Raw genomic sequence first — 14,415 nt, forward strand, 5'->3', positions numbered from 1 at the left:
CGGGCGGGTCCTTCGCGCGCGGCAGGCATGGGTGTTACCGCAACGACGCCGGCCCGTCACCCATGGCATGCCGGATGATGTCAGGCAGCAGGTCGGGCAGATCGTCGGCGATCAGGCCGGGACCGAAATGCCGTGCGGCCTGGGCATGCAGGCTGACCCCCATCTGGGCGGCATGGAAGGGGGGCAGGCCGCGGGCCAGAAGGCCCGTGATCACGCCGGACAGCACGTCGCCCGCACCGGCGGTGGCAAGCCAGGGAATGTCATAGGCGGAATGGACCCGAATGGACCCGTCGGGGCAGGCAATGACAGTGTCGGGACCTTTCAGGACCATCACCGCATTCAGGGTCCTTGCGGCCTGACGGGCGGCCTCGAGCTTAGAGAGGGGCGGGTCCTGTCGGGGGTCGGAAAGACGCTGCGCAAGCTGGGGCTGGATGCGGGCGAATTCCCCCATATGCGGGGTCAGGATGCAGGCGGGATGCAGGGCAGGGGCCAGACCCTTGGCCAGCGCTGTGATGGCATCGGCATCCAGCACCGCCGCCCGTCCGCTGGCCAGAAGCGGCGGCAGCAGCGACTGCGCGCGGTAGACCCCACACCCCGGACCGATGCAGATGGCGCCGATGCGGTCATCCTGCAGCATCCGCGCCAGATCCCCGGGGACCTGCACGGGTTTGCGCATCAGCGCATCGGGCGGGCCGGCATGTTCGGGCATGGCGTCGGGTGTCGGACAGATCGTGACCAGCCCCGCCCCGATCCTCAGCGCCGCGCGGGCCGACAGGCGGGCCGCGCCGCCGCTGCCCTGTTCGCCGGCGATGATCAATGCCGCGCCATGGGCGAATTTGTGCCCCGCACCATGCAGCTTGGCCAGCCAACGCCCTTGGGATGCATCTGGCGCGGATGTCATGGCGACGCCTGCCGGATCGGCCTGACGCCAGGGGCCAAGGCCGATATCGGCGACCACCAGCCTGCCGCAGGCCGTGGGGCCGTCGCCGATCAGATGGCCGGGCTTGGGGCTGTCGAAGGCGACGGTCAGACCCGCCCGCGCCCCGTCACCGGGGAACCTGCCGTCCTCAAGGCGCAGGCCGCTTGGGCAATCGACCGCGACGATCCTGTCGCGCAGGGCGTCACCCGACAGGGTCCGCAAAAGGTGGGCGATCGCGCCCTGCGGCGGTCTGGTCAGGCCGGTGCCGAAGATCGCATCGACGATGACATCGGACCCGGTCGGGTCGAAACCGTCATCCAGGGGCAGGATCGCCCCCGTTGCCCGCCAGCGGGTGGCCATGGCGCCTGCATCGCCTGCCGCTTTGCCGCGCATCCCCAGAACGTCGACCTGCCAGCCCGCACGATGCAGATGACGGGCGATGACATATCCGTCGCCGCCGTTGTTTCCCGGACCGCACAAGACGGTGACCCGCCCCGGCACAGGCCATCGCAGGCGAATCTGATCCGCCACGGCGCGTCCCGCGCGTTCCATCAGTTCGGCCGCGGTGACCACGCCGCTGGCAATGGCCGCAGCCTCGGTGGCGCGCATTTGGGCGGGTGTCAGAATTTCAGCGCCATCCAGCATAGTGTTTGCCTGTATTTTGATCTTGTTGCCGATATTTTGTGCAGGACCCCGTGACAAACCGTTTCCGGCCTTCCAAGATCATCCTGCTGCATTTACGCCATCCAACAAACGCGCCAATCAGACTTCAGGCAAGCCGCGAGGAAGGATCTAGAGCGATGAAGAAGATCGAGGCGATCATCAAGCCGTTCAAGCTGGACGATGTGAAGGAAGCCCTGCAGGAAGTTGGCGTGCAGGGTCTGTCCGTCACCGAAGTCAAGGGCTTCGGGCGTCAGAAGGGACATACCGAACTGTATCGCGGCGCTGAATACGTTGTCGATTTCCTGCCCAAGGTGAAGATCGAGATGGTGCTGCCCGACGACCAGGTCGAAGCCGCCGTCGAAGCGATCGTGGGCGCCGCCCGCACCGAAAAGATCGGCGATGGAAAGATCTTCGTCATGCCGGTCGAACAGGCCATCCGCATCCGGACCGGTGAAACCGGCGACGACGCGGTCTGATCGCGGCAGGCGAAACAACCCGATATCTCTCGGCCCGGCCAGAATGCCGCCGGGCCGTTACCACGAAGAAAGGGAAGAGATGAAAATCAAGGATGTCTTGAAGTTGATCGAGGATGAAGATGTCGCCTATGTCGACGTCCGCTTCACCGATCCGAAGGGCAAGCTTCAGCACGTGACGCTGGATCGCGATCTGATCGACGAGGACTTCTTCGAGGAAGGCTTCATGTTCGACGGCAGCTCGATCGCGGGCTGGAAGTCGATCGATCAGTCCGACATGAAGCTGATCCTGGATCCGGCATCAGCCTATATCGATCCGTTCTATGCCGAAAAGACGCTGTGCGTGCATTGCAACGTGGTCGAACCCGACACCGGCGAACCCTACAGCCGCGACCCGCGCGGCACGGCGGAAAAGGCCGAGGCCTATCTGAAGTCCTCGGGTATCGGTGACACGGCCTATTTCGGACCGGAAGCCGAATTCTTCCTGTTCGACGACGTGCGCTATTCCGTGACGCCGCAGAAGGTCGCGTTCCAGATCGACGCCTCCGACGCCGCATGGAACACCGACACCGAATACGAAATGGGCAACCAGGGTCACCGCGCAGCCCACAAGGGCGGTTATTTCCCGGTCAACCCGACCGACGCCGCCCAGGACATCCGCAGCGAGATGCTGACGACGATGAAGCGCATGGGCATGAAGGTCGACAAGCACCACCACGAGGTTGCCAGCGCGCAGCACGAGCTGGGGCTGATCTTCGGGACGCTGACGACCCAGGCCGACAACATCCAGAAATACAAGTACATCATCCACAACGTCGCCCACGCCTATGGCAAGTCGGCCACGTTCATGCCCAAGCCCATGAAGGGCGACAACGGGTCGGGGATGCATGTGAACATGTCGATCTGGAAGGAGGGCAAGCCGCTGTTCGCAGGCGACAAATATGCCGACCTGAGCCAGGAGGCCCTGTGGTTCATCGGCGGCATCCTGAAGCACGCCAAGGCGCTGAACGCGCTGACGAACCCCTCGACCAACAGCTACAAGCGCCTGATCCCGGGCTTCGAGGCCCCGGTCCTGCGCGCCTATTCGGCACGCAACCGTTCGGGCTGCGTCCGTATTCCGTGGACGGAATCGCCCAAGGCCAAGCGCGTCGAGGCCCGCTTCCCCGATCCCGCGGCGAACCCCTATCTGTGCTTTGCAGCGCTGTTGATGGCCGGACTTGACGGCATCAAGAACAAGATCGATCCGGGCGCGGCTTCCGACAAGGATCTCTATGATCTGCCGCCGGAAGAGCTGGCCGAAATCCCGACCGTCTGCGGTTCGCTGCGCGAAGCGCTGGAGGAACTGGACAAGGACATGGACTTCCTGCTGGCCGGCGACGTCTTCACCCGCGATCAGCTGGAAGGCTACATGGCCCTCAAGTGGGAAGAGGTCTATGCCTACGAGCATACGCCCCACCCGATCGAATACGCGATGTATTACAGCTGCTGATCCCACGGGATCGGTGAACGGGAAAAGGCGGTCCTTCGGGGCCGCCTTTTTCACATGGTGCGGGAAACTTCGCATCACGCTCGCGTGTGGGGTGCAACAAACGGGTCGCGGCGACCGTAACTGCAATCACGACAAGCGAAACTTAACCCCAACAAGGAACACAGATATGACCCGCTTTGCCCTGATTGCCGCCGCCATGACCGCTCTTGCCGCCATTCCCGCCGCGGCCGGATCGCTGACCATGAAGGAACAGCCCGAGATGCACAACTTCAGCCAGGTCCAGATGCAGCAGGTGGATCGCCGCGCCGGCGACCTGTTCAACGCCCGCGAACTGGACGACCGCAACCTGATGCCGGGCGACACGGTCTCGGTCTCTTCCTTCCCCAGCGGCACGCGCGTCGACGACACCAGCCGCGACCGCATGTAAGAAAACGACCACGTCACCGAAAAGGCCGGGCGATTGCCCGGCCTTTCCCATATCTGCGGTTCCTTGCGACCCTATTCGGCGGCGATGCCCGTCCGGATGGGATAGTCGGTATAGCCTTCGGCACCGCCCGCATAGAAGGTCGAGGGATCATGGTCGTTCAGGGCCAGGTTCCGACGAAAGCGTTCGGGCAGGTCGGGCGTGGCGATGAAATCACGACCGAAGGCCACGGCATCGGCCTTGTCCTCGGCCAACAGCTTTTCGGCGACATCCTTGGTCAGGCCCTCATTGGCGATGACCGGACCGTTGAAGGCCTTGCGGATGTCACCCATCAGGCTGTCGCCCGCGACGTGTTCGCGCAGGCAGATGAAGGCCACGCCCTTGCGGCCCAGCTGGCGTGCCACATGGGTGAACAGCGACTTGGGGTCGCTGTCGCCCATGCTGTGGCCGTCGCCGCGCGGGGCCAGATGGACGCCGACGCGATCGGCACCCCAGACGCCGATGACCGCATCGGTGATCTCGTCCAGCAGGCGGGCGCGGTTTTCGATCGATCCGCCATAGGCATCGTCGCGGGTATTGCTGGCATCCTGCAGGAACTGGTCGATCAGATAGCCGTTCGCGGCATGGATCTCGACCCCGTCAAAACCGGCGCGACGGGCGTTTTCGGCACCTTGGCGATAGGCCTCGACGATGGCGGGGATTTCTTCGATGTCCAGGGCGCGCGGCGTGACATAGGACCGCTTGGGGCGCAGCAGGCTGACATGGCCCTCGGGTTGAATGGCAGAGGGCGCCACCGGCAATTCGCCGCCCAGCAGATCGGGATGCGAAATGCGCCCGACATGCCACAGCTGCAGGAAGATCAGGCCGTCGCGTTCGTGCACGGCCTTGGTGACCTTGGACCAACCCTCGACCTGGGCCTGGTTCCAGATGCCGGGGGTGGCCTCATAGCCGACGCCCATGGCCATCACGCTGGTCGCCTCGGACAGGATCAGCCCGGCGCCCGCGCGTTGGGCATAGTATTCGGCCATCATGTCATTGGGAATGCGCTGGTCGCCCGAACGGCTGCGCGTCAGGGGGGCCATCACGACGCGGTTCTTCAGCGTCACGGCACCAAGCGTCAGGGGGTCGAACATCGAGGACATGGCGTCCTCCTTTCCATGGGTCTTGTTGATCTGGCGGGTCGTTCGACCCGTGGCCTTGTCAGCTGTGCGCTGCATGGCCGCAATTCAAGCACTGCGCGGTGCGATCACTGAATTCGACGTCACAGGACGGTGTAGATGCCAGATATGGCGTCAGGTGGTCTTCCCAGCGACGACATCTGCCACTATTCCAAAGTCATGGATATCGTGCTTCTGACCTCGTTCACCGCCTGTCTGTTCCTGCTGATCGCCATGGCCGAGCCGTTGGCGGCGCGCCTGTCCCTGCCGTTCAGCGTCATGCTGGCGGCGGTGGGCACGCTGATCGGGGGCGGCGCGATCTTCCTTTTGAACACCGAGCTGACGGATGCGCTGAACCCGCTGGCCGAAGGCATCCTGGCGCTGCCGATCCGATCCAGCGTGTTCCTCTATGTCTTCCTGCCGACATTGATCTTCCAGGCGACGCTGGAAATGAACATCCGCCGGATGATGGATGACTGGGTACCGATCCTGACGCTGGCCGTGGTGGCGGTCGTGGTGGCGACATTGACCATCGGCTATACCCTGTCCTGGATCAGCGGGCTGCCGTTGATGGTCTGCCTGCTGGTCGGGTCGATCGTGTCCACGACCGACCCTTCGGCGGTGGTCAGCATCTTCCGGTCGCTGTCGGCACCCAAGCGCCTTGCCCGCATCATCGAGGGCGAGAGCCTGCTGAACGATGCCGCCGCCATCGCCCTCTTCGGTCTCTTCATGAGCTATGTGATGCTGGGGGTCCCCAATCCCAGCCTGTCCGAGGCCTTCGGCAAGTTTCCCGGCCTGATCTTGGGCGGCGTCCTGTCGGGCTGGCTGTCGGCGCGGGTGGCGCTGATGCTGATGGGGCTGTTTTCGCGGTTCGAAACCGCGCAGATCTCGGTCTCGGTCGCGGTGCCTTATCTGGCCTATATCGGGGCGGAACAGATACTGGGCGCGTCGGGCGTCATCGGCGTGGTCGCGGCGGGCCTGACCCTGAACTTCATGGGGCCGGGGCGTCTTGCGCCCGCCTTCTGGGTCAACCTGCGCGAGGTCTGGGGCCTGCTGGCGCATTGGGCGGGCGCGATGATCTTTATCCTGGCCGCGCTGCTGATCCCGCGACTTCTGGACAATGTGCGCCTGTCGGACCTGCTTCTGGTGCTGGTGGTGATCCTGGCGGCCTTCGTGGCCCGCGCGATCATCCTGTTCGGGGTGCTGCCGTTGCTGACGGTGCTGGGGCTGTCGCCGCGGATCCAGCGCCCCTATCGCGTGGCGATCCTGTGGGGCGGCCTGCGTGGCGCCGTCACGCTGGCGCTGGCGCTAGCCGTGACCGAAAGCCTGCGCGTGCCGGTGGAAACCAAGCGGCTGGTGGGCATCCTGGCCACGGGCTTCACGCTCTTCACGCTGATCGTGCAGGGGACGACGCTGCGCAGCGTCATCACGCTGCTGGGTCTGGACAAGCTGTCCCCGCTGGACCGGGCGCTATCCAACCAGGTGGTCGCCGTCGCCTTGCAGACGGTGCGCGAAGGCGTGTCCCAGGCGGCCGAGAATTACGACCTGACCCGCGACACGGTCCGATCCGAGGCCAAGCGCTTTGCCGCCCGCCTGGACGCCGCCGTCGAACGCGCCGAGGCCGAAGACAATGCCGAGATCCTGGACCGCGACCGCATCACCCTGGGCCTGATCGCTCTGGCCGGCCATGAACGCGAGATGATCCTGCAGCGCTTTCGCGAACGCATCATCTCGGCCCGGCTGTCGGAACAGGCACTGTTCGACGTGGACCGCCTGATCGAGGGCGCGCGCAGCAGCGGGCGGACCGGCTATCAGCGCGCATCGCGCAGCAGCTTGGGCTATGGGCCGACCTTCCGCATGGCCGCCATCCTGCGCAACCGTTTCGGCGTGCCCGGGCCCCTGGCCGCCCTGACCGCCGACCGGTTCGAGATGTTGCTGGCCAAGCGATTAATCCTGCGGGATCTTCACGGCTTCATCGACAGGCGCATCCGCCGCATCCACGGCCGCCGTGTGGCCGAATTGCTGCATGAACTGCTGAGCCGCCGGATCGAGGCGGTCGAGACCGCGCTGGAGGGTCTGCGCCTGCAATATCCCGGATATGCCGAGGAATTGGAACGCCGCTTCATCCGCCGCACCGCCCTGCGGTTGGAGGAACGCGAATACAACACCATGCGCGATGACGGGCTGATCGGGGCCGAGGTCCATACCCAGCTGATGAACGACCTGGCCATCCGCCGCAGCCGTTCCGAAACGCGACCCAAGCTGGACCTTGCCCTGCGCAAGAACGAACTGGTCCGCCAGTTCCCGCTATTCGCCGATCTGAACGACGCCGAGCTGAAGCGCCTGAGCAAAGAGGTCCGCACCCGGTACATCAACGCGGGCCATGTCATCACACGCAAGGACACGCCCGCGCGGACGGTCTATTTCGTGGCATCGGGGGCGGTCGAACAATTGACGGCCGGTCAGACGACGCGCTTGGGCCGGGGCGACATGTTCGGCCAGATGGGCGTGCTGACCAGCCGCGTCCGCCGGGCCGAGGTGCGGGCCATCACGCCCACCAGTCTGCTGGCCCTGGATGAAACCGGCTTTCGGCGTCTGCTGAAACGGTCCGCCGCCCTGCGCCAGGTCGTGCGCGACAGCGCCAAGGGCAAGGCCAGCGCAGCCGAGGTCATGCGCCTGCCGGAACTGCAGGTCGATGCACCGCTTGGCGGGGACGAGGCGACGGGCTAGAACGGCGGCCAAAGATCACGACGAAAGGTTCCGCCATGGACACCGCGCTTCGCATTGCCCGCCAGATCGCCACCGAAATCGCCGCCGAGCCCAGGCAGGTGATGGCCGCCGCCGAATTGCTGGACGGGGGCGCGACGGTTCCCTTCGTCGCCCGTTACCGCAAGGAGGTCACCGGCGGCCTGGACGACACGCAGTTGCGGACCCTGTCCGACCGCCTGACCTATCTGCGCGACATGGAGGCGCGGCGAGCCTCGATCCTGGGGTCGATCCGCGATCAGGGCAAGCTGACCGACGATCTGGCCCGCGCCATCACGCAGGCCGACACCAAATCCGCGCTGGAGGACATCTATCTGCCCTTCAAGCCCAAGCGCCGCACCAAGGCGATGATCGCCCGCGAAAAGGGGCTGGAACCGCTGCTGCGCCAGATCATGGCCGACCCGTCCCAGGACCCGGCCAGGCTGGCCCCCGGCTATGTCACCGACGATGTCGCCACCCCCAAGGACGCGCTGGACGGTGCCCGCGACATCCTGGTCGAGGAGCTGGCCGAAAACGCCCAGGTCCTGGGCAGCCTGCGCGATTTCATGCAGCGCGACGCCTTCATCGCGGCCCGCGTCGCCAAGGGCAAGGAGGAGGCCGGGGCCAAGTTCAGCGATTATTTCGACCATCGCGAAAAATGGGCGGACATCCCCGGGCACCGCGCGCTGGCGATCCTGCGCGCCGCCAAGGAGGAGATCGTCACCATCGACATCTCTCCGGACCCCGAAACCGGCGTGGCGCGGGCCGAAGGCATCGTCGCGCGGGGTCTTGGGCCGCTGGCGGCGGGGCCGGGGGCTGATTGGCTGCGCGGCGTGGCAGGTTGGGCATGGCGGGTGCGCCTGTCGAACACCATGTATATCGACCTGCTGACCGATCTGCGCAAACGCGCCCATGACGAGGCGATCCGCGTCTTTGCCCGCAACCTGCGCGACCTGCTGCTGGCGGCTCCTGCGGGCGCGCGGACCACGCTTGGCATCGATCCCGGCATCCGCACCGGCTGCAAGATCGCGGTGATCGACGCGACCGGCAAGCTGGTCGATACGGCCACCATCTATCCCTTCCAGCCCAAGAACGACCTGCGCGGGGCCGAGGCCACGCTGTTGGCGCTGATCGCGAAACATGGCGTCGACCTGATCGCCATCGGCAACGGCACCGCCAGCCGCGAGAGCGAACGTCTGGTGGCCGATGTGCTGAAGCGTCTGCCCAAGGGGACCAAGGCACCGACCAAGGTGATCGTCTCCGAAGCCGGTGCCTCGGTCTATTCGGCCTCGGAACTGGCGGCGAAGGAGTTTCCCGATCTGGACGTGTCGATCAGGGGCGCGGTGTCGATCGCACGGCGGTTGCAGGACCCGCTGGCCGAACTGGTCAAGGTGCCGCCGCAATCCATCGGCGTGGGGCAGTATCAGCACGATGTCGATCAGCGCCAGCTGGCGAAATCGCTGGAGGCCGTGGTCGAGGATGCCGTGAACGCCGTGGGCGTCGATCTGAACACCGCCTCGGCGCCGCTGCTGGCCCATGTCGCGGGGCTGGGGCCGTCCTTGGCGCAGGCGATCGTTGCACATCGCGATGCCACCGGGGCTTTCCCGTCGCGCGCCGCGCTGAAGAAGGTCGCGGGGCTGGGTCCCAAGGCCTTCCAGCAAAGCGCAGGCTTTCTGCGCGTGCAAGGGTCCGAGCCGCTGGACGCATCGGCCGTCCACCCCGAAGCCTATGGCGTCGCGCGCAAGATCGTGGCCGCCTGCGGGCGTGACCTGCGCGCCCTGATGGGCGACAGCGCGGCGCTGAAATCGGTGCGGGCGCAGGATTTCGTGACCGATGATTTCGGCCTGCCGACCGTGCGCGACATCCTGTCCGAGTTGGAAAAGCCCGGCCGCGACCCACGCCCCGGTTTCGTCACCGCGACATTCGCCGATGGTATCGAGGACATCAAGGATCTGCGCCCGGGCATGTTGCTGGAGGGGACCGTCACCAACGTCGCGGCCTTCGGCGCCTTCGTGGATATCGGCGTGCATCAGGACGGGTTGGTCCATGTCAGCCAGCTGGCCGACCGGTTCGTCAAGGACCCGCATGAGGTGGTCAAGGCCGGCGATGTCGTCCGCGTCCGCGTGACCGAGGTCGATGTCCCCCGCAAGCGCATCGGCCTGACCATGCGCAAGGATGGCGGCGGCCAGCCCGCGCCGGAGCGCCCCAAGGCCGAAAAACCGCGTGGCAAGACGACGGCTTCGGCAGGCCCGGCGCAATCGCAGGGTGCCTTCGGTTCGGCCTTGGCCGACGCGCTGCGCAAACGCTGAAAGGAACGGATCATGACCGCCATCCTGCTGGACGACCCCGACCACCGCGCCTTTCTGGCCCAGGATGCCCGGTGTTCGCTGGACCTGTTCGATGCCAGCCCGCGGGCGGCGGGCGGCTTTCATGGCTTGGACCCTACGGGCCGCCCCCTGGCCGGCGACCTGCAGGAACTGCACAGCACGACGCGGCTGGTCCATTCCTATGCCCTTGCCCAATTGTCCGGGCGGCCGGATCGGGCAGGGATCATCGATCAGGGCATGGCATTCCTGTGGAACGGGCACCGCGACCGCGACCACGGCGGATATCTGTGGTCGGTTGATGGCAAGGGCGCGGTCGACGGCACCAAGCTGGCCTATGGGCATGTCTTCGTGCTGCTTGCGGCCTCCAGCGCCAAGATGGTCGGGCATCCCGATGCCGACCGCCTGCTGGCCGACATCATCCAGGTTCTGGACCGGCATTTCTGGGACGCCGAGGCGGGGCTGTTCCGCGACGAATTCACCCGCGACTGGCAGGTCTTTTCCACCTATCGCGGCATGAACGCCAACATGCACGGGGTCGAGGCGCTGCTGGCCGCCCATGAGGCCACCGGCGAGGGCGAATTCCTGTCGTGGGCAGGCGGCATCCTGCGCTTCTTCATCGCCGGGCAGGCGGCGGAAAATGGCTGGCGCATTCCCGAACATTACGATGCCGATTGGCGGCCCGATCACGGCTATTCCGGCAATCCCATGTTCCGCCCCGCAGGCACCACCCCCGGCCACAGCTTCGAGATGGCACGCCTGCTGCTGCAATGGTGGGATCTGGCGGGACGGCCCGAAGGCGACAGCGTCGCGCAGGCGACCGCCCTGGTGCGGACGGGGCTGGCGGACGCCTGGAACGACGATCTTGGCGGGCTGGCCTATACGCTTGGCCGCGACGGTCGGGTCGACAACCCCGCGCGATACTGGTGGCCCGTGACCGAGGCGATCGGCGCCCTGGCGGCCCTGCTGAAACTGGACCCGAGGCCCGAATTCGACGACTGGTATCGCAGACTGTGGCAGTTCGCGGCCACCCATATGGTCGATGCCCATCACGGCGGCTGGCACCACGAGGTCGGCCCCGACAACCTGCCGCTGATGACCCAGTTCCAAGGCAAGCCCGACATCTATCACGCGCTTCAGGCCGATCTTCTGCCATTGGCGCGGGGGCTGTCGCGTCAGGGGGACGACCTTGCCCGCCTGCGGCCATTGGCGGACTAACGCAGCGGCGCGGTCGGTCAGGCCTGATTGACCTTGACAGGGGATGGCATGTTTTGACAGTGGCACCCATGAACCGCGCAGCCGCGCAAGCCCTCAGATCCGAAAGGTCGCATCGCTGCCATGGTCCTGCTTGATGACAATCTTGCCGCATTGGACGTGCTGGACGGCGCCGAAAAAGGGTTCACCCTTTCCGTGCTGGACAGTTCCCCCGATTGCATCAAGCTGCTGGAGATGGATGGCCGGCTCAGCTTCATGAACAGCAATGGCATGTGCGCCATGGAGATCGACAATTTCGCGGATGTCGCCGGGGCCGAATGGCCGGTGATGTGGCCCAAGGCCAGTCACGACGCCCTGGCCCATGCCATGAACGAGGCCCGCGACGGCCGCAGCAGGCGGTTCGAGGCATTCTGCCCCACCGCCAAGGGCACCCCGCGCTGGTGGGACGTCACGGTGTCGCCGGTGCGCGCACCCGATGGCCGCGTGATGCGCATTCTGGCCTGTTCGCGCGACGTCACCGACATCGTCGAGGCCCGCAAGCTGCTGCAGGATCAGGCGCTGCAGTTGCAGGCCGAGGTCGCGCTGAAGAACGAGGCCCTTGCCCGCCAGAAGGTCCTGCTGGGCGAGATCGATCACCGGGTCAAGAACAGCTTCGCGGCGGTGATCGCGCTTTTGCGGATGCAGGCCCGCATCCATGCGGATGTCGATGCGGGCGCATTGATCGGGGATGCGGCCAACCGGATCAGCACGCTGTCGCGCGTGCATGAACAGCTGCATCTGGACCCGGAATCGGGCTTCGTGACCTTGGCCGATTATGCCGCCGCATTGACGCAGGACCTGGGGCAGGCGCTGAACGCGCAGGTGGATTTCACCGACCGGCTGCCACGCGACCTGCGGGTCAACCCGTCGCAGGCGGCGGCCATCGGACAGCTGCTGGCCGAACTGATCGGCAATGCCATCAAGCATGGCGGCAAGGATCGCCGGACGATGATCGCCGTCGATCTGTCGGCGCAGGACGACCGGTTGACGCTGCGCGTGATGGATGACGGTCCGGGGCTGCCCGATGATTTCGACCCCGACAGCGCCGCCGGGCTGGGCATGCAGATCTGCCAGATCTATGCCCAGCAGATGGGCGGCGCGCTGACATTCGGAGCATCGCCCATGGGCGGCGCGGCCTTTGACGTCGATATTCAGCTGGATGCCAATTCGGTCGGCTTTGCCTGATAGGGTGCCGCGGGGAACCTTATCCCTTCACCACGATTGACTGCGCGGGCACCGGTTCGAATGCCCGCGCCCTTGCCCCATTTTTCTGACAGGAGCCCGCCCATGCGGATGCAAATCGACGTTCTTCTTGATTACGCGCTGCAGCAGCCCGGCACGGCGTTGCTGGTGATCGAGGCCGCGGGCGCCACCGGCCAAGAGATCGTGCAAAGCGCGATCGACCTGGGCAACCCCGAACGCACCGCCCGTGTTCCCGCCGAAGAGGGCATCGGCGAACGTCTGATCGTGCGCGCCAGCGACCGCCTGTATTGCAACTATACCGCCACGGTCGAGGTTACCCGCCCGCGCCCCGATCTGGCATCCCTGTCGCAGGTCGAGGTCGAGGACATGTCCGGCGACGCCCTGCGCTATCTGCTGCCGTCGGTCTATTGCCCGGTGGACCGCTTCTTCAACTTCATCAACACCCGTTTCGACGGGCTGACCGGTGGCGCCAGGGTCGCGGCGCTGCGCGATTGGGTCGAGGAGAACCTCAGCTATGTCGCGGGCGCCAGCAATGCCGACACCACCTCGGCGGATACCTTCCTGGACCGTCAGGGGGTGTGCCGGGATTACGCGCATCTGATGATCTCGCTGTGCCGCGCCTGTCAGATCCCGACGCGTTTTGCCAGCGTCTATGCGCCTTCGGTCACGCCGCCCGATTTCCATGCCGTGGTCGAGGTCTATCTGGACGGCGCCTGGCATCTGGTCGATCCGACGGGCATGGCCCATGCCGATACCATGGCGATTGTCGCGGTGGGGCGCGATGCGGCGGATGCGGCCTTCCTGACCACCACCACCACGGCGGAACTGCGTCAGCAGACGGTCAGCGTCCGCACGCTCTAGGCCACAGCCATCAGGATCAGGACAACCCCCGCCAGCACCACCGCCCGACGATAGAGCGTGATGCCGCGATCCAGGTCGCGCGCCGTCGGGTCGGGGGCGGGGCCGTTCAGCCAGGGCTCGGCCGCAATGCGGTCGCCATAGACGCGCGGGCCGGACAGGCGGATGCCCAGGGCGCCCGCCATGGCGCCCTCGGGCCAGCCGGCATTCGGCGACCGGTGCCCCGGTGCATCGCGCCACGCGCATCGCAGGGCCGCCCCGGACCACGCGGCGCCCGCGATCAGCAGGGCCGTCAGCCGCGCGGGGATCAGGTTCACCACATCGTCCAGCCGCGCCGCCACGTTGCCGAAGGCCTCGTGCCGGGGGGTCCGGTGACCGATCATCGAATCCAGCGTGTTGATCGCCTTGTAGGCGGCGATGCCCGGCAGGCCCGCCACCGCGGCCCAGAACAGGGGCGCGATGACGCCGTCGCTGGCATTTTCGGCCAGGCTCTCAAGGGCTGCGCGGCTGATCGCGGCCTCGTCGGCGCGGCTGACATCGCGGCCGACGATCATGGCGACCGCGCGCCTTGCGCCTGCGATGTCCCGCGCCAGCAGGGGACGCGCGACGGCCCACAGATGATCGTCCAGCGACCGCGCAGCCACCAGGGGCCATGCCAGCACCGCCGCCGCCCAAGGCCCAAGCACCGCCTGAAGGATCAGCGCAGGCAGCACCGCCGCTCCGATGACAATCAGAACCGCAACGCCCCCCTTGACCCGCCGCCAGCCGCCCCGGTTCATTCGCGCATCCAGCGCCCCAATCAGCCGTCCCAGCCAGGTCACCGGGTGGCCGATCCGCCGGAACAGCCAACCCGGCCAGCCGATCAGCGCATCAAGGATCAGGGCGATCAGGGCGACAGATGCCATG

11 protein-coding genes are annotated in these 14,415 nt (G+C 66.2%); 8 read left to right on the top strand and 3 right to left on the bottom strand.

Features of this window, described 5'->3' with window-relative positions; genetic code table 11:
* Nucleotides 1–34: 34 nt before the first annotated feature.
* The gene (locus IE00_RS11200) at nt 35–1,564 is read right to left on the bottom strand and encodes a bifunctional ADP-dependent NAD(P)H-hydrate dehydratase/NAD(P)H-hydrate epimerase (RefSeq protein ID WP_072297193.1); all 1,530 of its coding nucleotides are present in this window, start codon (nt 1,562–1,564) and stop codon (nt 35–37) included.
* 155 nt (nt 1,565–1,719) lie between these two features.
* Here IE00_RS11200 and IE00_RS11205 point away from each other — a divergent pair, with 155 nt between their 5' ends.
* From IE00_RS11205 to IE00_RS11215, 3 genes are all read left to right on the top strand, one after another.
* Nucleotides 1,720–2,058, top strand: a complete 339-nt coding sequence (locus IE00_RS11205; protein ID WP_072297194.1) for a P-II family nitrogen regulator — start codon at nt 1,720–1,722, stop codon at nt 2,056–2,058.
* 79 nt (nt 2,059–2,137) lie between these two features.
* Nucleotides 2,138–3,544 carry a type I glutamate--ammonia ligase gene (glnA, locus tag IE00_RS11210; RefSeq protein ID WP_072297195.1) on the top strand — a complete coding sequence of 469 codons (1,407 nt, stop codon included), beginning with the start codon at nt 2,138–2,140 and terminating at the stop codon, nt 3,542–3,544.
* A 166-nt stretch (nt 3,545–3,710) separates the two neighbouring features.
* Complete coding sequence (locus IE00_RS11215; protein WP_072297196.1) at nt 3,711–3,971, top strand: hypothetical protein; 261 nt, start codon at nt 3,711–3,713, stop codon at nt 3,969–3,971.
* A gap of 71 nt (nt 3,972–4,042) precedes the next feature.
* On the opposite strand, the gene IE00_RS11220 is transcribed toward IE00_RS11215, so the two are convergent.
* The gene (locus IE00_RS11220) at nt 4,043–5,185 is read right to left on the bottom strand and encodes an alkene reductase (RefSeq protein ID WP_305790322.1); all 1,143 of its coding nucleotides are present in this window, start codon (nt 5,183–5,185) and stop codon (nt 4,043–4,045) included.
* Between the two features lie 120 nt (nt 5,186–5,305).
* Between IE00_RS11220 and IE00_RS11225 the strand changes: the two genes are divergently transcribed.
* The 5 genes from IE00_RS11225 to IE00_RS11245 all read left to right on the top strand — a co-directional run bounded on the left by IE00_RS11225 (nt 5,306) and on the right by IE00_RS11245 (nt 13,512).
* Nucleotides 5,306–7,855 carry a cation:proton antiporter gene (locus IE00_RS11225; protein ID WP_072297260.1) on the top strand — a complete coding sequence of 850 codons (2,550 nt, stop codon included), beginning with the start codon at nt 5,306–5,308 and terminating at the stop codon, nt 7,853–7,855.
* 35 nt (nt 7,856–7,890) lie between these two features.
* Nucleotides 7,891–10,179, top strand: a complete 2,289-nt coding sequence (locus IE00_RS11230) for a Tex family protein (protein ID WP_072297198.1) — start codon at nt 7,891–7,893, stop codon at nt 10,177–10,179.
* 12 nt (nt 10,180–10,191) lie between these two features.
* Nucleotides 10,192–11,412: an AGE family epimerase/isomerase gene (locus IE00_RS11235; RefSeq protein ID WP_072297199.1), complete on the top strand. Its 1,221-nt coding sequence runs from the start codon at nt 10,192–10,194 to the stop codon at nt 11,410–11,412.
* Between the two features lie 120 nt (nt 11,413–11,532).
* A complete protein-coding gene (locus IE00_RS11240) occupies nt 11,533–12,633 on the top strand; it encodes a sensor histidine kinase (RefSeq protein WP_072297200.1) in 1,101 nt (366 codons plus the stop codon).
* Between the two features lie 102 nt (nt 12,634–12,735).
* Nucleotides 12,736–13,512 carry a transglutaminase family protein gene (locus IE00_RS11245; protein ID WP_072297201.1) on the top strand — a complete coding sequence of 259 codons (777 nt, stop codon included), beginning with the start codon at nt 12,736–12,738 and terminating at the stop codon, nt 13,510–13,512.
* Here the strand turns inward: IE00_RS11245 and cbiB are convergent.
* Entirely contained in the window at nt 13,509–14,414 is a 906-nt protein-coding gene (gene cbiB / locus IE00_RS11250) for an adenosylcobinamide-phosphate synthase CbiB (RefSeq protein WP_072297202.1), read from the bottom strand. The genes IE00_RS11245 and cbiB overlap by 4 nt on opposite strands.
* Between the last annotated feature and the right edge of the window lies 1 nt (nt 14,415).

It is taken from the genome of Paracoccus sp. SM22M-07, from assembly GCF_001887735.1.
Lineage (GTDB): Bacteria > Pseudomonadota > Alphaproteobacteria > Rhodobacterales > Rhodobacteraceae > Paracoccus.

Bases quoted from the DNA above. Each gene is read 5' to 3' on its own strand.
- IE00_RS11200 (WP_072297193.1), bottom strand. From the start codon at position 1,564: ATGCTGGATGGCGCTGAAATTCTGACACCCGCCCAAATGCGCGCCACC.
- IE00_RS11205 (WP_072297194.1), top strand. From the start codon at position 1,720: ATGAAGAAGATCGAGGCGATCATCAAGCCGTTCAAGCTGGACGATGTG.
- glnA (WP_072297195.1), top strand. From the start codon at position 2,138: ATGAAAATCAAGGATGTCTTGAAGTTGATCGAGGATGAAGATGTCGCC.
- IE00_RS11215 (WP_072297196.1), top strand. From the start codon at position 3,711: ATGACCCGCTTTGCCCTGATTGCCGCCGCCATGACCGCTCTTGCCGCC.
- IE00_RS11220 (WP_305790322.1), bottom strand. From the start codon at position 5,185: ATGCAGCGCACAGCTGACAAGGCCACGGGTCGAACGACCCGCCAGATC.
- IE00_RS11225 (WP_072297260.1), top strand. From the start codon at position 5,306: ATGGATATCGTGCTTCTGACCTCGTTCACCGCCTGTCTGTTCCTGCTG.
- IE00_RS11230 (WP_072297198.1), top strand. From the start codon at position 7,891: ATGGACACCGCGCTTCGCATTGCCCGCCAGATCGCCACCGAAATCGCC.
- IE00_RS11235 (WP_072297199.1), top strand. From the start codon at position 10,192: ATGACCGCCATCCTGCTGGACGACCCCGACCACCGCGCCTTTCTGGCC.
- IE00_RS11240 (WP_072297200.1), top strand. From the start codon at position 11,533: ATGGTCCTGCTTGATGACAATCTTGCCGCATTGGACGTGCTGGACGGC.
- IE00_RS11245 (WP_072297201.1), top strand. From the start codon at position 12,736: ATGCGGATGCAAATCGACGTTCTTCTTGATTACGCGCTGCAGCAGCCC.
- cbiB (WP_072297202.1), bottom strand. From the start codon at position 14,414: ATGGCATCTGTCGCCCTGATCGCCCTGATCCTTGATGCGCTGATCGGC.